The sequence below is a fragment of the Komagataeibacter europaeus genome (assembly GCF_002173515.1).
Classification (GTDB): domain Bacteria; phylum Pseudomonadota; class Alphaproteobacteria; order Acetobacterales; family Acetobacteraceae; genus Komagataeibacter; species Komagataeibacter europaeus.
The window spans coordinates 1,322,874-1,341,928 of record NZ_CP021467.1; the positions used below are offsets into that span (position 1 = coordinate 1,322,874).

Annotated in this window: 15 protein-coding genes; 14 read left to right on the forward strand and 1 reads right to left on the reverse strand. The window is 65.9% G+C overall.

The genetic code is table 11. The annotated features are described in order from the left end of the window. The first annotated feature begins 26 nt into the window (after positions 1–26). From murC to S101446_RS06120, 14 genes are all read left to right on the forward strand, one after another. Entirely contained in the window at positions 27–1,481 is a 1,455-nt protein-coding gene (gene murC, locus S101446_RS06055) for a UDP-N-acetylmuramate--L-alanine ligase (RefSeq protein ID WP_010509263.1), read from the forward strand. Further along, complete coding sequence (murB, locus tag S101446_RS06060; protein ID WP_087607894.1) at positions 1,478–2,443, forward strand: UDP-N-acetylmuramate dehydrogenase; 966 nt, start codon at positions 1,478–1,480, stop codon at positions 2,441–2,443. The genes murC and murB overlap by 4 nt, the downstream gene beginning before the upstream one ends. After that, positions 2,440–3,381, forward strand: a complete 942-nt coding sequence (locus S101446_RS06065; protein ID WP_087607895.1) for a D-alanine--D-alanine ligase — start codon at positions 2,440–2,442, stop codon at positions 3,379–3,381. Before murB ends, S101446_RS06065 begins: the two co-directional genes overlap by 4 nt. After that, on the forward strand, positions 3,378–4,310 hold the full coding sequence (locus S101446_RS06070; RefSeq protein WP_010509260.1) for a cell division protein FtsQ/DivIB: 933 nt from the start codon (positions 3,378–3,380) through the stop codon (positions 4,308–4,310). Before S101446_RS06065 ends, S101446_RS06070 begins: the two co-directional genes overlap by 4 nt. Continuing rightward, complete coding sequence (gene ftsA / locus S101446_RS06075) at positions 4,307–5,710, forward strand: cell division protein FtsA (RefSeq protein ID WP_010509259.1); 1,404 nt, start codon at positions 4,307–4,309, stop codon at positions 5,708–5,710. The genes S101446_RS06070 and ftsA overlap by 4 nt, the downstream gene beginning before the upstream one ends. A gap of 77 nt (positions 5,711–5,787) precedes the next feature. Beyond that, a complete protein-coding gene (gene ftsZ, locus S101446_RS06080; RefSeq protein WP_087607896.1) occupies positions 5,788–7,302 on the forward strand; it encodes a cell division protein FtsZ in 1,515 nt (504 codons plus the stop codon). 170 nt (positions 7,303–7,472) lie between these two features. Further along, positions 7,473–8,438, forward strand: coding sequence for a UDP-3-O-acyl-N-acetylglucosamine deacetylase (lpxC, locus tag S101446_RS06085; RefSeq protein WP_220464804.1), 966 nt, complete (start codon positions 7,473–7,475; stop codon positions 8,436–8,438). A gap of 82 nt (positions 8,439–8,520) precedes the next feature. After that, positions 8,521–9,405 carry an outer membrane protein assembly factor BamD gene (locus tag S101446_RS06090; protein WP_010509254.1) on the forward strand — a complete coding sequence of 295 codons (885 nt, stop codon included), beginning with the start codon at positions 8,521–8,523 and terminating at the stop codon, positions 9,403–9,405. A gap of 39 nt (positions 9,406–9,444) precedes the next feature. Beyond that, positions 9,445–11,166, forward strand: a complete 1,722-nt coding sequence (gene recN / locus S101446_RS06095; protein ID WP_019085426.1) for a DNA repair protein RecN — start codon at positions 9,445–9,447, stop codon at positions 11,164–11,166. A 1-nt stretch (position 11,167) separates the two neighbouring features. Continuing rightward, positions 11,168–13,315: an NAD-dependent DNA ligase LigA gene (ligA, locus tag S101446_RS06100; protein ID WP_087607898.1), complete on the forward strand. Its 2,148-nt coding sequence runs from the start codon at positions 11,168–11,170 to the stop codon at positions 13,313–13,315. 155 nt (positions 13,316–13,470) lie between these two features. Continuing rightward, on the forward strand, positions 13,471–14,592 hold the full coding sequence (locus S101446_RS06105) for a BMP family ABC transporter substrate-binding protein (RefSeq protein WP_010509248.1): 1,122 nt from the start codon (positions 13,471–13,473) through the stop codon (positions 14,590–14,592). A gap of 19 nt (positions 14,593–14,611) precedes the next feature. Next, positions 14,612–16,171, forward strand: coding sequence for an ABC transporter ATP-binding protein (locus S101446_RS06110; protein ID WP_019091240.1), 1,560 nt, complete (start codon positions 14,612–14,614; stop codon positions 16,169–16,171). Then, positions 16,171–17,235 carry an ABC transporter permease gene (locus S101446_RS06115; protein ID WP_087607899.1) on the forward strand — a complete coding sequence of 355 codons (1,065 nt, stop codon included), beginning with the start codon at positions 16,171–16,173 and terminating at the stop codon, positions 17,233–17,235. The genes S101446_RS06110 and S101446_RS06115 overlap by 1 nt, the downstream gene beginning before the upstream one ends. Then, positions 17,232–18,170: an ABC transporter permease gene (locus S101446_RS06120; protein ID WP_087607900.1), complete on the forward strand. Its 939-nt coding sequence runs from the start codon at positions 17,232–17,234 to the stop codon at positions 18,168–18,170. Before S101446_RS06115 ends, S101446_RS06120 begins: the two co-directional genes overlap by 4 nt. Positions 18,171–18,210: 40 nt before the next feature. Here S101446_RS06120 and S101446_RS06125 read toward each other — a convergent pair whose 3' ends face one another. Next, complete coding sequence (locus tag S101446_RS06125) at positions 18,211–18,981, reverse strand: hypothetical protein (RefSeq protein WP_048851658.1); 771 nt, start codon at positions 18,979–18,981, stop codon at positions 18,211–18,213. Between the last annotated feature and the right edge of the window lie 74 nt (positions 18,982–19,055).

Sequence of the window (19,055 nt, forward strand, 5' to 3'; positions counted from 1 at the left end):
CAGCGCGAACACGGAGACCTGATTACATGAGAGCCCTGCCCCTTTCCATTGGCACCATCCACTTCGTCGGCATTGGCGGAATTGGCATGTCCGGCATTGCCGAAGTGCTGCACATGCTTGGCTATGCGGTGCAGGGGTCCGACATTGCCGAAAGTGCGAATGTCGCGCGCCTGCGCGCCGCCGGCATTCCCGTGACCATCGGCCACGACGCCGCCAACCTGGGCGGTGCGCAGGTGGTGGTGACGTCCACCGCCGTCAAGCGCGACAACCCCGAGGTCGTGGCCGCGCGCGCGCGCCTGATCCCGGTGGTACGGCGCGCGGAAATGCTGGCCGAACTCATGCGCCTGCGCTGGTCGGTGGCGGTGGGTGGCACACATGGCAAGACCACCACCACCAGCCTTGTCGCCGCCGTGCTGGAAGCGGCGAAGCTGGACCCCACGGTCATCAATGGCGGCATTATCGAAGCCTACGGCACCAATACCCGCATGGGATCGGGCGACTGGATGGTGGTGGAAGCCGATGAAAGCGACGGGTCGTTCCTGCGCCTGCCCTCCGTCATTACCGTCGTGACCAACATGGACCCCGAACACCTGGACCACTGGGGCACGGAAGAAGCCATGCAGGCGGCGTATGACCAGTTCGTCTCCAACATCCCGTTCTATGGCTTTGCCGTGCTGTGCATCGACCACCCGGCCGTGCAGCAGATGATCCCGCGCCTGTCGGACCACCGGATCATCACCTACGGCTTCTCGCCACAGGCGGACGTGCGCGCGGAAAAGGTGATTACCGACAAGCTGGGGGCCACGTTCGAGGTCGTGATCACCAACCGCAACCGCAACCGTTCACGCCGCGCGGGGCCGTTCCGCCTGCCCATGCTGGGCCACCACAACGTGCAGAACGCGCTGGCGGCCATTGCGGTCGGCACCGAGATGGAAATAGACGACGCCACCATCCGCTCGGCGTTTGCCGCGTTCCGCGGGGTCAAGCGGCGTTTCACCCGCACGGGGGAAACCGGGGGCATCACCATCATTGACGATTACGGCCACCACCCGGTGGAAATCGCCGCCGTGCTGAAGGCCGCGCGCCAGGCGGGCGCGGGCAACGTGATCGCGGTCATGCAGCCGCACCGTTATTCGCGGCTGAAAACCCTGTTCAACGAATTCTGCACCTGCATGAACGACGCGGGCACCGTCATCATCGCCGATGTCTACGCGGCCGGGGAACAGCCGATCGAAGGCATCGACCGCGACGCGCTGGTCGAGGGGCTGCGCGAACGCGGGCACCGGTCCGTCGTGCCGCTGCCGGGGCCGGAGCACCTTGCGGAAATGATCAACGCCATTGCCCGGCCGGGTGACTTTGTCGTCTGCCTGGGGGCTGGCAGCATCACCAACTGGGCGCAGGCGCTGCCCGCACAGCTTGCGGACCTGCAGGGCATCGCCCATGCACCGGCACCCACCCAGAAGGCGGATGCCCATTCATGACCGCCGCCACCACCCTGCCGCAATGGGCACAGGTCCTGGACACGGAGGGCTTCCGCCCGCGTGGCCGCCTGACGCCGCAGGCCGCCCTGGGCCCGCGCACGTGGTTTCGCGTTGGCGGTCCCGCGGAACTATTGTTCCAGCCCGCCAGCGCCGAGGACCTGGCGCAGGTCATGAAGCGCCTGCCGCTGGAGGTTCCCGTCCTGCCGCTGGGCGCGTGTTCGAACGTGATCGTGCGCGATGGCGGGATCGACGGAATGGTCATCCGCCTTGCGCGCGGTTTTTCCACCATCACGCGTGATGGTGACGGGCTGGTCGTGGGCGCAGCCTGTCTGGACATGACGGTTGCCGAACACGCGGCGGAAGCGGGCCTGTCGGGTCTGGAATTCCTTGCGGGCATTCCGGGTTCGATCGGCGGGGCCGTGGCCATGAACGCGGGTGCATACGGGTCGGACATGTCGGCGGTACTGGACTGGGTGGAAGTGGTGACGCGTGATGGCAGGCTGCTGCGCCTGCCCGCAGCCTCGCTGGATTTCGGCTACCGCCACGCCACCCTGCCCCCGCAGTCGGTCGTGGTGCGGGTGCGGCTGAACGCGATGGTGGCGCCGCCTGCCATCATCCGCCAGCGAATCGATGAAATCCGCACGGCGCGGGAGGCGGCGCAACCTGTGCGCGCCCGGACCGGCGGCTCCACCTTCCGCAATCCCGACCCTGACGAATCGCAACGCAAGGCATGGGAACTGATTGATGCGGCCGGCTGTCGCGGCCTGACGGTGGGCGGTGCGCAGATCAGTGAAAAACACTGCAATTTCATGCTGAATACCGGCAACGCCACCGCAGCCGATCTTGAGCAGCTGGGCGATACCGTGCGCCAGCGCGTGCATGACCACACGGCGGTCACATTGCGCTGGGAAATCAAACGCATCGGTCGCCCCGCCACGCACAGCATGGGAGAAAGCGCATGACGGCCCGCCGGGTTTCCGTACTGATGGGCGGCATGTCCGCCGAACGCGAGGTCAGCCTTGCCAGCGGGCGCAACGTGGCCGAGGCCCTGCGCGGGCTTGGGCACGACGTGCGCTGCATTGACGCGGGCCCCGACCTGCTGGCCATCGTGGGCGACCTGCAGGCCCACCGCCCGGACGTGGCCTTCAACGCCATGCATGGCAGGTTTGGCGAGGACGGGTCGATCCAGGGCGTGCTGGACTGGATGGGAATCGCCTACACCCATTCCGGCGTGCGGGCATCCGCCACCGCCATGGACAAGGACGCGGCCCGCACCGTGTTCATGGCGGCCGGCCTGCCGGTCGCAGGCGGGCTGGTCATGACGCCCGCGCAGCTGGAACCGGCGGACCCGATGCCCGCCCCCTATGTGGTCAAGCCGCTGAACGAGGGATCGTCCGTAGGGGTGGAAATCATCCTGCCCGGCAGCAACCGCCGCGCCACGGTGGCGGCGGAATGGACCTTTGGCGGCCAGGTTCTGGTGGAAGAATACATCCCCGGCCGGGAACTGACGGTTGGCGTGCTGGAAGACCGCGCGCTGACGGTCACCGACATCACCCCCACGGGCGGCGGCCCCGGCTTTTATGACTATCAGGCCAAATACGCATCCGGCGGGTCGCGCCACGAACTGCCCGCACGCATTCACCCCGACGCCTTTGAGCAGGCGCGTGAACTTGCGCTGGCCGCCCACCGCGCGCTGGGCTGCCGGGGGGCCAGCCGCACGGATTTCCGTTATGACGACAGCGCGGGGCCGGATGCGCCCGGCCGCCTGGTCATTCTGGAAACCAATACCCAGCCGGGCATGACGCCCACTTCCCTTCTGCCCGAACAGGCCGCGGCCTGCGGCATGGATTACGCCACGTTGTGCCAGTGGATGATCGACCACGCGACCTGCCGTACATGAGGCGACCGACCGACAGCAGCGACCGCCCCTCCCGGCTTTCGATCTTCCTGCGCCGCCAGAAACGCCTGCTGCGCCCGGCACTGCTGGTGCTGGTGCTGCTGGTGATCGGGGTGGGCTGCGTCACGACATTGCGGCATTTCGGGTCCGACCCGCGTTTCGCGCCGCTGCGCGGGCGGATCATCAACATGCTGCCCCTGCGCATTACCGAAATTGACGTGACCGGCTGCGTGCTGACCAGCGAGACATCTCTGCAACAGGCGCTGGGCGCACGCATGGGGGACTTCATCCTGGGCTTTTCCGTCACCGCCGCGCGCGAACGCATCGACGCGCTGCCGTTTGTCGATCATTCCGTGGTGGAGCGCCACCTGCCCGGCACCATCATCATCCACCTGTTTGAACGCCGGCCCTTTGCCGTCTGGCAGAATCACGGACATTTCATGCTGATCGACCGCGAGGGCCACCAGGTGCGCGACCAGGGCATGACCGGCAAGGACGCCGAGGCCTTCATGCAGCTGCCGCTGGTGGTCGGCCCCGACGCCAACACCGCGGCCGCCGCCCTGATTGATGAACTGTCCGCCCAGCCCGATGTACGCAGCCATGTCGTGGCTGCATCGCGCGTGGGCCAGCGGCGGTGGAACCTGACCCTGCGCAACGGCACGACCATCCTGCTGCCCGAAGGGCAGGAAGTCGCGGCACTCAAGCGTCTTGCACAATTGCAGGAAAACATAAAAATACTGGACCGGCCGGTGATCGCCATCGACATGCGCCTGCCTGACCGCCTGATCGTGCGTGAAAATCCCGTTGCCCCGAACGACAGTGACCGGGACAGGGACGACACGCCGCCACAGGCTGCCCCCACCGGGGATCAGGCCCCTGCCGCGCCATGGCTTTCTTCCCCCGAAACCGGCCCAAGACGGAGGCGGGCATGAACTATCCAGTGCCGGGCAAGGTCAGGACGACCCTGCCCGCGACCAGGACCACCACACCGGCTGCCCCGGTTCCCGCCATCCGTGGGGCCGGGACGCCAGCGCGCGTGCCCCGCCCGCGGCCCGCGACATCCGTTGTCCCCGCGGGCGAGCGCCTGCCCACGCGCAAGCTGCGCACGGGACCGTTCAGCGTGCTGGATATCGGGTCCACCAAGATCGTATGCCTGATCGGGCGCGGCGAGCCTGACAACACCATCCGTATCCTTGGCCACGGGTGGCGGCGTTCGCATGGCGTGCGCTGTGGCGGGATCGTGGACCTGCGCGAGGCGGAAAGCGCCATCCGCGCCGCCGTGGCGCAGGCGGAGGACATGGCGACGGAACGCCGCGATTCGATTTTCGTCAACCTGTCCTGCGGCCACCCCGAAAGCCGCCACATCAACGCGCGCTGGTCCGTGGGCGGGCGGGAGATCACGGATAACGACGTCAACCGGATCATAAGCGAGGGACGGATGCGCGCCGTGTCCGAAGGGCGGTCGGCCATCCATACCCTGCCGCTGGATTACGCGGTGGATGACACGCAGGAAGTGCTGGACCCGCGCGGGCACCTGTGTGACCTGCTGTCCGCGCGCCTGCATGTGATCGACGCCAACACGACCGCGCTGCGCAACCTGGAAGCCGTGCTGTCACGCGTGGAACTGAAGATCGAGGGGATGGTGTCCTCCCCCCTCGCCTCGGGGCTTGCGGTGATGAACGAGGACGAGCGCAACCTGGGCGCCACCGTGGTGGACATGGGCGGCGGCACCACGTCGATCGGGGTGTTTGGCGAAGGGCGGCTGCTGCATACCGCCACGATTCCCGTAGGCGGGCTGCACATCACGCGCGACATAGCGCACGGGCTGTCCACCTCCATCGACAATGCGGAGCGGCTGAAAACCATGCACGGGTCGGCCGAACTGCTGGCGGGCGACGATCACGATCCCATTCTCGTGCAGCTGATTGGTGACAACGACCATCATTATGTCAGAATTCCGCGCGCAAAGATTGTCTCGATCATACACCCGCGCGTGGAGGAAACCCTGGAGATGGTACGTGACAGGCTGGAAATGGCCGCGGTCGGCCCCGCATCCGATGGTCGCGTCATCCTGACCGGCGGGGGTTCGCTGCTGGAGGGAATCGGGCCGATGGCGGCGCGGATCCTGAACCGCCAGGTGCGCCTGGGCCGCCCGCGCCGCATTGTCGGCCTGCCCGAGAACGCGGCGACGTGGCCGATGTTCTCCACATCCGCGGGGCTTCTGGCCTGGGCGGCGGGGGCGGCGGATGAAATGGGCGAACCCGACACCCGCGACACCCGTCCAGGCAGCCTTGTCAGACGTTTCGTGGATTTCATACGTGACAGGGTATAATCTTGCATGAAAACCCTTTATTGTACTTTTGCCGTTAGTATGCCAGCACGCCTACCCCAATCCATCGGGAGCCAAGCATGACCCTCAACCTGACCATCCCGCAACAGAATCATTCCGATTTCACGCCCCGCATCACAGTGATCGGGGTTGGCGGCGGTGGTACGAATGCGGTGGACAACATGATCCATTCGCAGTTGCAGGGCGTGGAATTCGTTGTCGCCAACACCGATGCCCAGCAGCTTTCCCACAGCAGCGCCGACCGCCGCATCCAGCTTGGCCCCCACCTGACGCAGGGGCTGGGCGCGGGTGCGAAGCCCGAGATCGGCCGCGCCGCCGCGGAAGAAGCGTGCGACGAACTCTCGCGCCATCTTGATGGCGCGCACATGGTCTTCATCACCGCGGGCATGGGCGGCGGAACCGGCACGGGGGCCGCGCCCGTCATCGCCCGCATGGCGCGCGAACGTGGCATCCTGACCGTGGGCGTGGTGACCAAGCCGTTCACGTTCGAAGGGCACCGCCGCGCGAAATCGGCGGAAGCGGGCATTGCCGAACTGCAGCAGTTCGTCGACACCCTGATCATCATTCCCAACCAGAACCTGTTCCGCCTGGCCAATGAGCGCACAAGCTGGAAAGATGCGTTCAAGATGGCGGACAACGTCCTGTACATGGGCGTGCGTGGCGTCACCGACCTGATGATGGCGCCGGGCCTGGTCAACCTCGACTTTGCCGATATCCGCACCATCATGGCGGAAATGGGCAAGGCGATGATGGGCACGGGTGAGGCCGAGGGCGAAAACCGCGCCATCGCCGCGGCCGAGGACGCCATTTCCAACCCGCTGCTGGAAGATACCTCGATGTCCGGCGCGCAGGGCCTGCTGATCAACATCACCGGCGGCGAGGACCTGACCCTGTTCGAAGTGGACCAGGCCGCGAACCGCATCCGTGAAGAAGTGGCGGAAGACGCCAACATCATCTTCGGGTCCGCCATCGATACCTCGCTGAACGGGCGCATCCGCGTTTCCGTCGTGGCGACGGGCATCGACAACCCGCCCGGCGGCCACCCCGCCGCGCGCCCGGCCGCACCCCAGGCCGAAGCCGCCCCGGCGCAGCCCGCCCCGGCCGAGGCGCCGCAGCAGGCCGCACCGGCCGCCAGCGCCCCGCCGCCCCAGGGGACGCCCGCCGCGCCGCAGCAGCCTGCCGCCCCCATGGGCCAGCCCGCCGCCGGCATGCAGCCGCCACGGCCCGCCGCACCGCAGGCGCCTTCGCCCAACGCCGTGCCGCCCCATGTCGCCCAGGCCCAGCGCGCCGGTTCCCCCCGGTCGCCGCTGTTTACCGAAAGCGCCAAGCCACCCGCGCCCGAACCCCAGCCCGCGCCGCGCAGCCTGTTCGGGATCGTGACCGGCGCGCTGCGCCGTCATTCCACCCCGCCGCAGCCTCCTGAACCCGCCCGCCGGACGGAACCCGCCATGCAGCCACAGCCGCAGCCCCAGCAGCAGCCACAACAGCCGCAGGGCCAGGCCACGGGTGGCAACCCGACGCCGGATGATGGCGGGCTGGATATCCCCGCCTTCCTGCGCCGCCGTTCACCCTGATGACGGTCATGATGCATGGCCTGCCCCCTGCGGGCGGGCCATGCGTCCTTCCTGTCGAACAGGTAACAATAGGCAATAATCCTTGACTGTCCTGGAAAGAGACATGGCAGTAGCATGATACCACGCCAGTTACTGTGAATTCTTCCACACTTCCGTCAAGGATACAGGCAATGAACGGCATGCTGCCGCAAGCACCCGTCCCCTTCGGGACGGCGTCCCGACATGATGGACAGATGCAGCACACCATACGCCAGCCGATCAGCAGCATCGGCACCGGCCTGCATACTGGCAGGCGCATCAGCCTGAAGCTGTCCCCCGCCCCGGAAAATACCGGAATCGTCTTCCGTCGCAACGACATCACCCTGCCGCCGCTTGCGGCACGGTATGACACGGTGGTGGATACGCGGCTGAGCACGGTGCTGGGCGGCGATGGCGGGGATGGGCACGCCGAACGCATCGCCACCATCGAACACCTCATGGCGGCGCTGGCCGGATGCGGTGTCGATAACATTTTCATTGACGTGGATGGCCCGGAAATCCCGGTCTTTGATGGTTCGGCAGCGGAATTCGTGTTCCTGCTGGAATGCGCGGGCATCATGCCGCAGGCCGCCGCGCGCCAGCATATCCACGTGGACCGGACCGTGCGTGTGGAAGATGGCGATGCCTTTGCCGAACTGTCGCCCGCGACCCAGCCCGGCCTGACGATCGATATTTCCATTGATTTCCCGGCCGCCGCCATCGGCCAGCAGCGTTACGTGACGCTGGTGGAACCGGGGGCGTTCCGCCAGCATCTCAGCACCGCGCGGACATTCGTGCTGCAGCCTGAAATCGATTACCTGCATTCCGTGGGGCTGGCCCGTGGCGGATCGCTGGACAACGCCATTGTCGTCAACGGCGACAGCGTGGTGAACCCGTCCGGGCTACGCCACCCGGATGAATTCGTGCGGCACAAGGTGCTGGACGCGATCGGGGACATGTATCTGGCCGGTGGCATGATCAATGGTCATTTCCGTGGGCACAAATCGGGACATACGCTGAACAACCGCCTGTTGCGCAAGGTCTTTGCCGAACAGGCGAACTGGCATCGCGCCCCGCTTGGCGCGCCCCTTTCCACCCCGCAACCGCAGGCCGCCTGATGTGGGGATGCGAAATCCGCACGTGGAGACTTCACCCGCCACCGGCACATGATATAAAGCTTCCATAACTGGAAGAGCCGGTATGTTCGCACGCACATCACACCATATTCCGCAACCCCTGCCCACCGCGCGCCAGACGGCGCGCTGGCTGGCGCTGCTGCCACTTGCGGGCCTGCTGGCGGCATGTGGGCAGAGTGCCAGCAGCATCAATGAACGCGCGCCGCGCGTCGGCTCGGCGGAGACGTTGTACAACAACGGCGTGGACGCCCTGCGTTCGGACCGGTACCTGCTGTCGGTCAACCAGTTTGATACATTGCAGCGCAACTATCCCTATTCCCAGTACACCGCCAACGCGCAGTTGATGGAAGGGTATGCGAACTACCTGCTGAACAAGTATCCCGAGGCCGTGCAGCAGCTTGACCGCTTCCTGGAACTGCACCCCACCAGCACGGACGCGGCCTATGCCTTTTACCTGCGCGCCCTGTGCTATTATGAACAGGTGGCCGACGTGCAGCGTGACCAGCAGGGCACGATCGAGGCGATGGACGCGCTGGAAGAAGTCATCACCCGCTTTCCCCAAAGCCCCTATGCCCGTGATGCGCAGCTGAAGATCGACCTGTGCCGCGACCATCTGGCGGGCAAGGAAATGCTGGTGGGCCGGTGGTACCAGCAGCAGAACGACTACCTTGCCGCGGCTGGCCGCTACCAGCGCGTGGTGCAGGATTTCCAGACCACCAACCATGTGCCTGAGGCGCTGGAACGACTGGTGGAAGTTTATCTGGACATGGGCCTGCTGGAACAGGCGCGCAAGACCGGCTCGGTCCTGGCCTACAACTACCCCAGCAGCAAATGGTACACGGACGCGTACGATCACCTGCGCGCGCATCACCTGATCAAGGGCGTGGAGAGCAAGGACCACAAGCAGGGGCGAAACGTCTTTTCGCGGGCATGGCATTCGGTTTTCTGATTTCCGCCAACGATTATCTGTGCTGAACGGGAAGCCTGCATGCTGACACAGCTCTCGATACGGGATGTGGTCCTGATCGAAAAACTGGATCTGGCCTTTCCCCCCGGCCTGACGGTGCTGACGGGGGAAACCGGGGCTGGCAAGTCCATCCTGCTGGACAGCCTCGGGCTGGCGCTGGGGGAACGGGCCAGCGCGTCGCTGGTGCGGGCCGGGTGCGAACAGGCCAGCGTCAGCGCCAGTTTCGAGGTCGCGCCCGACCATCCCCTGCACCAGCTGTTCAGTGAACAGGGCATCGTGCTGGATGACGTGCGCGAACCCGTGCTGCTGCGCCGGGTCGTGACCACGGACGGGCGGTCACGCGCCTATATCAATGACCAGCCGGTGGCCGTCAGCCTGCTGCGGCGGGCGGCGACCCTGCTGGTGGAAATACAGGGCCAGCATGAACAGATGGGGCTGGCGGACCAGTCAACGCATCTGGACCTGCTGGATGTCTTTGGCGTGCCCGGCGCCCTGCGCACCCGCACCGCCGGGGCCTACCGCAAATGGATCGAGGCCACGGCCGCGCTGGCTGCCGCGCGCGCGGAAATGGAAAATGCCGCGCGGGAGGAAGACTGGCTGCGGCAGGCGGTGGACGACCTGTCCACCCTCGCCCCGCAGGAAGACGAGGAAACGCAGCTTGCCGGCCTGCGCCAGGCATTGCAGCAGGGCGAACGCCGGGCAGAGGCGATTGCCGCCGCCCTGGCCGACCTGGCCCCGCGCGACCGCCGTTCCCCCGGCCCGGCATCGGCGCTGCGCAATGCCAGCCGCGCGTTGCAGCGCCTGCTGCCCGCCCCCACCGACCTGAACCCCGAAGCCGTGGGCGCTGCCGAGCAGGAAGCGGCGCAGGAAGCGCTGAACGCGCTGGAACGCGCGGAAGAAGCGCTGGCGGAAGCGGAAAGCATGCTCTCGCGCCTTGCATCCGACGCGCAGGCCGACCCGCGCCTTCTGGAACAGACGGAAGAACGCCTGTTCGCGCTGCGTGCCGAAGCGCGCAAGCATGGCGTGTCCGTGCCCGAACTGCCGGGACTGCTGGCGGCCTTTACCGACCGTCTGGCCGCCCTTGATTCGGGCAATGCCCGGATCGAGGGACTGGAGGCAACCGTTGCCGAAAATCGCGCGAAGTTCGAGGAAGTGGCCCTTGAACTGACCGCCGCGCGGGAAAAGGCGGCACGCAGGCTGGAACAGGCGGTGATGGCGGAACTGAAGCCGCTGAAGCTGGAGCGTGCGCGCTTCATCGTCTCCCTCGTCCCGCTGGAAGCGGAGGCATGGAACGCACGCGGCAAGGAACAGGCGTCGTTCCTGATCGCAGCCAACCCCGGGCAGCCGCCGGGACCGCTGGCGAAGGTCGCATCGGGGGGCGAACTCTCCCGCCTCATGCTGGCGCTGAAGGTGGTGCTGGCCGGCCGGTCCGCCATTCCCACGCTGGTATTTGACGAAGTGGATTCGGGCGTGGGCGGGGCCACGGCCTCGGCCATCGGGGAACGGCTGTATACCGTGGGCCGCAGCGTGCAGGTGCTGGTTGTCACCCACAGCCCGCAGGTGGCGGCGCGGGGGGATGCGCACCTGCGCATAAGCAAGAGCGTGAACAAAGGCCGCACCGAAACCCACGCCGCCCCCCTGGATGCACAGGCACGGCGCGAGGAAATTGCCCGCATGCTGTCTGGCGACACCATCACCCCCGCCGCCCGCGCCGCGGCCGACAGCCTGCTGAAAGGGGTCTGACATGCCCCATGCCGCCCCGCCCGGATCCGTGGCCGAACAGGCGCGTCGCCTGCTGGCGGACAACGCCGCGATGGAATGCGATGAAGCCCATGCCCGGACCATGCTGGCGCAGCTTGCCACCGTGCTGCCCGCGCTGGACGCCGCGTATCACCAGCATGACGCGCCGCTGGTGGATGACGCGACCTATGACAGCCTGCGTCGGCTGAATGCCGGGCTGGAAGAACGCTTCCCCGGCCTGCGCCGCGATGACAGCCCGACGGAAAAAGTCGGTGCGCCCGCCAGCGGTCCCTTCCACCGCCACCGGCACATGGTGCCCATGCTGTCGCTGGACAATGTGTTTTCGCGGGATGAATTCGAAGCGTTCATCAGCCGCATCGCCCGTTTTCTGGGACTGGGGGAAGATCAGGCGCGCGCCCTGTCCTTTGTCGCGGAACCCAAGATTGATGGCCTGTCCATCAGCCTGACCTACGAACATGGCCGTTTCGTGCGCGGCACCACGCGCGGCGACGGCACCGAAGGCGAGGACGTAAGCGCCAACCTGCGCACGCTGAAGGACATTCCCGACCAGCTACCAGCCCCCTTCCCCGATGTGATCGAGATCCGGGGCGAGGTCTTCCTGTCCAAGCAGGCCTTCCTTGAACTGAACGCGGCACAGGAACGCGCGGGGGAAAAACCCTTCGCCAACCCGCGCAACGCCGCGGCCGGATCGCTGCGCCAGCTTGACCCGAAGGTGACGGCCCGCCGCCCGCTATCGCTGTTCGCCTATGCCGCCGGCTTCTGCGACGCGCCGCTGGCCCCGACCCATCACGGCTACCTTGAACAGCTTGCTGCGTGGGGGTTCGTGGTCAATCCGCTCAGCACGCGGGTGAAGGACGCGGCCGAGGCCGAAGCCTTCATGGAGCGGCTGACGCTGGAACGCTCGGCGCTGGACTATGATATCGACGGCGTTGTGTACAAGCTGGATGACCGGGCGCTGCAGGACCGCCTTGGTTTTGCCGGGCGCGCGCCGCGCTGGGCGGTGGCATGGAAATTCGCGGCCGAACAGGCCGTCACCCGCCTGGAAAAGATCGACATACAGGTCGGCCGCACCGGCGCGCTGACGCCGGTGGCGTTTCTGGAGGCCGTGAATGTGGGCGGCGTGATCGTCACCCGCGCCAGCCTGCATAATGAGGACGAGATCACGCGCAAGGACATCCGCGAGGGCGACCTTGTGCATGTGCAGCGCGCGGGCGACGTGATCCCGCAGGTGACGGGCGTGGTGCTGCCGCGTGACCATGACCGCCCGCCCTTTCACTTCCCCCATACCTGCCCGGTCTGCGGCGCCCATGCCGAACGGCCGGAGGGCGAGGTCGTGTGGCGGTGTTCCGGCGGCCTGACCTGCCCGGCGCAGGTGGTGGAACGGCTGATCCATTTCGTATCGCGCGATGCGTTCGACATTGACGGCTTGGGTGACCGCACGATCGTGGAATTCCACGAACTGGGCTGGCTGCGCACGCCCGCCGATATCTTCCGCCTGCCCGAACACGAAGCCGAAATCGCCAGCCGCGACGGGTGGGGCAAGGTTTCGGCCCGCAATCTGGTCAACGCCATCGCGGCCCGGCGCACCATTGAACTGTCGCGCCTGATCTATGCGCTGGGCATCCGCCGCATCGGCATCAACAACGCCCGCCTGCTGGCCCGGCATTACGGGTCCATGGCCAACTGGCGCCAGCAGATGGAAAAGGCGGCGGTCATCGGGTCGGACGAACGGCTGGAACTGGGATCGATCACCGGAATCGGTTCGGCCATTGCCGATGAACTGGTGTCGTTCTTTGCCGAAGCCCATAACCGCGCCACGCTGGATGACCTGACATCGGTGCTGGCGCAGGTCACGGATGAGGAAATGGTGGCCGAAGGCGCGCTGTCGGGAAAGACCATCGTGTTCACCGGCACGCTGACCACCATGACCCGCCCCGAAGCCCGCGCCGTGGCCGAACGGCTGGGCGCGCGCGTGTCCGACAGCGTTTCCAGGAAGACCGACCTTGTGGTGCTGGGTGAAAAGGCCGGGTCCAAGGCCCGCAAGGCCGCCGAGCTGGGTGTCGCCACCATGGACGAAGCCAGCTGGCGCACGCTGGCGGGCATGCCGCCGGTGGGGGGGCAGACCACCTGACACAGGGGTGTGGGGCACGGGCCGCGCGACGGCCTTGCATGTCCCTGCCACGTAACGTTTACTGTACATAACGCAGTTACAGGAGCATCCGAACGGACCGACACGTCACCTGCCGCAAGGGGATACGGCATGGATTTTCAGGGGGATAACATCTTATGACAGTTTCAGGGCCGCGGGGGCGGCTGCTGACAACGCGCCGCGCACTGCTGGGCATGGCGGGCGCCGCGGGTTCGGGCCTGCTGCGGCCCGCCCGTGCGGAAACCACGCCCGCATGGCGCAGGCCGCTGGCGGAAGCGGACGCCGTGATCGGCTTTGGCCATACCGGGCCGATTACCGATGGCGGGTGGTCCATGGTGCATGACCGGGGCGTGCAGGCCGTGCGCCGCGCGTTCCCGAAAATCCGCACCATCTATGTCGAAAGCGTGCCCTATTCCGCCGACGCCACGCGTATTTTCCGGCAGTTCGTGGCCGAAGGGGCGCAGATGGTGTTCGCCACCTCCGAATACGGTGATTTCATCAAGGACGTGTCGGACCGGGCGCCGGACGTGGCCTTCATGGAATGTGACGGCACCAACGTGACCGGCAACCTGGGCTGGTATTACGTGGCGCACTGGTATGCCAGCTACATCATCGGCATTGCGGCGGGCCTTATGACACGCACGGGCAAGATCGGGTTTCTGGGCGCGTTTCCCATCCCGTCGGTCTATGCCTCGGCCAACGCGACGCTGCTGGGCGCGCAGTCGGTCAACCCGTCGGTCACGTTACAGAGCATCACCATCAACGCATGGTTCGACCCGCAGGCCGCGACACAGGCGGCAACCGCGCTGGCGGATAACGGGTGTGACTTCCTGTGCGGGATCATGGATGAACCGGCCTATCTGCGCGTGGCGGTGCAGCGCGGACTGAAGGCCGCGATGTGGAACACCGGCATGCTGGATTACGGGCCGGAAGCCTATGTCAGTTCGGTGGACCTTGATTTCAATGATTTCTATGTCTCGCAGGTGCGCGACCTGCTGGCGGGCACATGGCAGCCGCAGGGCCGCTTCCTGACGCTGGGCCACGGCGTGGACCGCGATGCGTGGGGACCGGGCGTGCCGGTCGAGGTCGCGCGTCAGGCCGACGCCATGCGCACGCGCCTGCTGGCGGGCTACAACCCGTTCCGTGGCCCGATCCATGACAACCATGGCCGCCTGCGCGTGCCCGAGGGCGTTACGCTGAGCGATCTGGAAATCTATCACAGCGACTGGGCTGTCGCGGGAGTATCCGGCCTTGAATAAGCAGTCCGCTCCCCCCGGCGTGGCGCCCGGCACGCCGCCGGTCCTGCAATTGCGCGGGATTGGCAAGTTCTTTCCCGGCGTGATCGCCAACAAGGACGTGGACCTTGATGTCTGGCCGGGTGAGATCCATGCCCTGCTGGGTGAAAACGGCGCGGGGAAGTCCACGTTGATGAATGTCGTCACCGGCATCTACCAGCCGGAGGAAGGCGAGATCATTCTTGATGGCTACGGCCAGACCTTTACCTCCCCGCAGGAGGCGATCCGCGCGGGCATCGGCATGGTGCACCAGCATTTCAAGCTGGTGCAGGCGTTTACGGTGGCGGAAAACATCCACCTTGGCTGGGACGAAGCGCCGCGCATCGCCTCCCCCGCCGTGATGGAAGCCCGCACGCGCGAGATTTCCGAACGCTTCGGCTTTCCCGTCCGGCCCGATGCGCGCGTATGCGACCTGTCGGCGGGCGAGCAGCAGCGTGTCGAGATCCTGCGCGTGCTGGCGCGCAAGGCCCGCCTGCTGATCATGGACGAACCCACCGCCGTGCTGACGCCGGAGGAGACGGGCGAACTGTTCCGCGCGCTGAAGGCGTTCCGCGCGCAGGGCAACGCCGTCATCATCATCAGCCACAAGCTGGACGAGGTGATGGAGATTTCGGACCGCGTCAGCATCCTGCGTGGCGGGCGCAAGATCGGCACGTTCAACACGGCGGACTGCAACCCGTCCATGCTGGCGGCGACCATGGTGGGGCGCGACATTGTCCGGCGCAACATGCGCGCCCGCCCCGAAGGGGCCGCGCCCATCGCACCCGACCCGGTCATGCAGCTGCGCAATGTCAGCGTGCGTGACGACCGGGGGGTGGACACCCTGCGCGATGTCAGCCTTGACCTGCATGGTGGCGAGATCCTGGGCATTGCCGGGGTCGCGGGTAACGGGCAGCGGGAACTGACACATGTGCTGACGGGGCTCATGGCCCGGACGTCGGGGGAAATCCTGCTTGACGGCAGCCTTGTGGAACGGGCGGATCCGGCCCTGTTCGTGCAGGCGGGCGTCGGGCATATCCCCGAGGACCGGCTGCGCAGCGCGCTGGCGCCATCGCTGTCGGTCACCACCAACATGGCGCTGCGTGAATACCCCTACCCGCCCATCGGGACACACGGGCTGTATGACGCGCAGGCGGCGGGCGTGCTGGCAGGCGACATTGCGGAACTGGCGCAGGTCACCATTCCCGATTTCGCCATGCCCATCCGCAACCTGTCGGGCGGCAACCAGCAAAGGCTGGTGGCACGGCGTGAAATCCGTATCGCCAGCCGGGTGCTGGTCGCCGCCTACCCCGCGCGCGGGCTGGATATCGGGGCGATCGCCACCATGCTGGGGTACCTGACCGACCTGCGCGACCAGGGCGTGGCCGTCGTGTTCATATCCGAGGACCTGGAAGACCTGCTGAATGTATCGGACCGGATCGGGGTCATGTTCCATGGGCGGCTCATGTCCGTAATCGATGCCGAGGCAGCCGACATGGCCACCATCGGCCTGCTGATGGGCGGCCGGGATGCCGCCGATACCCAACCGGGAGCAACGCAGTAATGGCCGCACGTGCATTCCAGCGCCTGCCCAGCGCACCGGCGGGGCGCATCCTTGTGCTGCGACTGGTGGCGATCGTGCTGTCGCTGTTCATCATCGCGGGCGTGCTGGCGCTGTCGGGGCACAGCCCGGTCACGCTGGCGGAACTGATCCTGCATTCCACCCTTGGCTCACGCTTCGGGCTGGAGGACCTGGCCCTGTTCATGTGCCCGCTGCTGCTGACCGGGGCGGCGGTGACGGTATGCGGCACGATCGGGCTGTGGAATATCGGGGCGGAGGGCCAGTTCTATGCCGGGGCCATTGCCGCAACCGGCGTCGCCCTGGGCCTGCATGGCCCGGCCTTCGTGCTGCTGCCGGTCATGACCATTGCCGGGATCCTTGGTGGCATGGCGTGGATTACGGTGCCGACGCTGGCACGCGCCTATGCCGGGGTGAATGAAATCATCACCACGCTGCTGCTGAATTTCATCGCATCGCTGCTGACCTATTACCTGACCACCGGGCCATGGCGGGACCGGATCAGCGGGGCGCAGGTCTCGACCCAGCGCCTGCCTGTCGCCATTCCCGAAATGTGGGGCATCGTGCACTGGGGCTTTCCGGTGGCCATCGTGATCGTCATCGCGCTGGCGCTGGTGCTGTCGCGCACGCGGTGGGGGTATGAAATCCGCATTGGCGGCGCCAATCCCGAAGCCGCGCGCTATGCCGGGATTCCGGTGCGGCTGCGCATCATTTCGGTCATGCTGCTGTCGGGCGGGCTGGCGGGGCTTGCAGGCATGTTTGAAGTGGCGGGCACCGTCCACCGGCTGCAGGGCGGCATGGCCAACAATTTCGGTTATCTGGGGATCGTGGTGGCGGTGCTGGCGCGCGGGTCGTGCCTGAATGTCATCCCGGCCGCGCTACTGATGGCGCTGATCCTTGATTCCGGCATTGTCATGCAGACACAGCAGCTTTCGGCGTCGGTTGTCCTCGCCATTACCGGGCTGATCCTGTTCATGATCGCCATTGGCGATGAACTGGCCCATTACCGGCCCGTGGCCAGCACGACGCCAAAGGGGAAAGCATCATGATCGCGCTACTGACGGGTATGCTGGCCACCGCCGTGCTGGCGGGTGGCGTGCTGGCGCTGGCGGCCCTTGGCGAAGTGCTGGCCGAACGGGTGGGCGTGACCAACCTTGGCGTGGAGGGGCTTATGGCGCTGGGGGCGGTGACGGCGGTCATGACCGTATCATCCGTGCCCTCGCCATGGGTCGGGCTGCTGGTGGCGGGACTGGTCGGGGCCGCGGGCGGCATGGTATTCGCCTTTGGCGCCGTGGTGATGCGGGCCAACCAGGTGCTGTGCGGGCTGGCGACAACCTTCATGGGGCTGGGGCTGTCCACGGCGCTGGGCCACAATTATGCAGGCCAGCCGGTGGCGACGACGTTCGGCCATGTCTCCGTGCCGGTGCTGTCATCCATTCCGGTCATTGGTCCCGCCCTGTTCGGGCAGAACATCCTGATCGTGCCGATTTACGTGCTGCTGCCGGCACTGGTGCATTTTGTCATGTTCCGCACCCGCCACGGGCTGAACATGCGCGCGGTGGGGGAAAACCCGGCGGCGGCGGATGCCGCGGGCATTCCGGTCATGGCCATGCGGTTCTGGTATGTCACGATCGGCGGTGCGATGGCGGGGCTGGCTGGTGGATACCTGACGCTGACCTATGTGCCCGTATGGTCGGAAGGTATGGTGGCAGGCCGCGGATGGATCGCGCTGGCGCTGGTGATCTTTGCCGGGTACCGCCCGGTTATCGTCACCCTGTCCGCGCTGCTGTTCGGGCTGGTGACGGCCCTGTCCTTTGTCGGGCAGGCGCATAACTGGCCGATTGATCCGGCGTTCCTGAACATGCTGCCGTATCTGGGCACCATGGCCTTCATTATCGTGCCCGTCGTGGTCTGGCACCGCATGCGCCGGGTCATGGCGGCCCCCGCGGCACTGGCGCAGCCCTATTACCGCGACGTGCGCTAGGGCGCGCCACTAGGTGGCGCGGTCATGAAGGCCAACGCCCCTAGCAGCCGTTCAGCGCCCGGATGCCCTGTATATAGTTACGTCCATCGCGCATGGTGGTCGTAATGGCGGCCCTGCCATTGCAGACGCTTGATTTCGTTGCGTAATGATAATTCACGATAAACGTATTGGTATTTTCCTGTACGATATCGATCAGGCGTATGGGATCGGCAAGGCCGCCATAAAACCGGGTCATGTTTTCGGGTGCGAAGGCGGGCCGGGTGCGTTTTTCCGGCACGATCATGGCTGAGGCATTGGCCCCCTGCCCGTCCCCCAATGCGTCATAGAACGCGCGGATTGTCGTTGCCGCGGTTCCATATTCATCCGTAAGGTCCATGGGCTTTGCCTGTGCGGGCGCAATCGACGTTACGGTTACAAGCAGTGGTTCATGGTAATGGCCGGTTTCCGCCGCCATTGGATTCGTAGTTTTTACTGTAACAATCTGATGCAGAAAGCGACGAAACTGGTCAAATACGGGCTGTTGCGCCGTTAACTGGACATCCTGGAAAATATTATTCGGATCAGCAAACCCGTCCACATCATCAGCAATACAGATGGGATCATGCAGTTTCAGTATATAGGACGGTTCCGGTGTATCGCCCTTCTGCACATCTTCATAATTGGGCGGCCCGGGAAATATGACATAGTCCAGCGTTCCGGTCAGTTCCGATGGTTCCTGATGCTGCAGATCATAGCATGACCCGGCCCATGCGGCTGTCTGCCAGAAGCCGCATACAATTGAAACCAGCGCAATCGGGAAATATTTTCTCATTCCAAAGCATCCAAAAATAATTTCCTGTAATGTATTTTTATTTACTATCCGTGTCCATGCGGCGGGCAGGACAT

Coding starts and splice junctions, on each gene's coding strand:
- S101446_RS06070 (WP_010509260.1), top strand. CDS start 3,378: ATGAGGCGACCGACCGACAGCAGCGACCGCCCCTCCCGGCTTTCGATC.
- S101446_RS06120 (WP_087607900.1), top strand. CDS start 17,232: ATGATCGCGCTACTGACGGGTATGCTGGCCACCGCCGTGCTGGCGGGT.
- ftsA (WP_010509259.1), top strand. CDS start 4,307: ATGAACTATCCAGTGCCGGGCAAGGTCAGGACGACCCTGCCCGCGACC.
- S101446_RS06090 (WP_010509254.1), top strand. CDS start 8,521: ATGTTCGCACGCACATCACACCATATTCCGCAACCCCTGCCCACCGCG.
- S101446_RS06065 (WP_087607895.1), top strand. CDS start 2,440: ATGACGGCCCGCCGGGTTTCCGTACTGATGGGCGGCATGTCCGCCGAA.
- lpxC (WP_220464804.1), top strand. CDS start 7,473: ATGAACGGCATGCTGCCGCAAGCACCCGTCCCCTTCGGGACGGCGTCC.
- S101446_RS06125 (WP_048851658.1), bottom strand. CDS start 18,981: ATGAGAAAATATTTCCCGATTGCGCTGGTTTCAATTGTATGCGGCTTC.
- murC (WP_010509263.1), top strand. CDS start 27: ATGAGAGCCCTGCCCCTTTCCATTGGCACCATCCACTTCGTCGGCATT.
- ftsZ (WP_087607896.1), top strand. CDS start 5,788: ATGACCCTCAACCTGACCATCCCGCAACAGAATCATTCCGATTTCACG.
- murB (WP_087607894.1), top strand. CDS start 1,478: ATGACCGCCGCCACCACCCTGCCGCAATGGGCACAGGTCCTGGACACG.
- S101446_RS06115 (WP_087607899.1), top strand. CDS start 16,171: ATGGCCGCACGTGCATTCCAGCGCCTGCCCAGCGCACCGGCGGGGCGC.
- recN (WP_019085426.1), top strand. CDS start 9,445: ATGCTGACACAGCTCTCGATACGGGATGTGGTCCTGATCGAAAAACTG.
- S101446_RS06105 (WP_010509248.1), top strand. CDS start 13,471: ATGACAGTTTCAGGGCCGCGGGGGCGGCTGCTGACAACGCGCCGCGCA.
- ligA (WP_087607898.1), top strand. CDS start 11,168: ATGCCCCATGCCGCCCCGCCCGGATCCGTGGCCGAACAGGCGCGTCGC.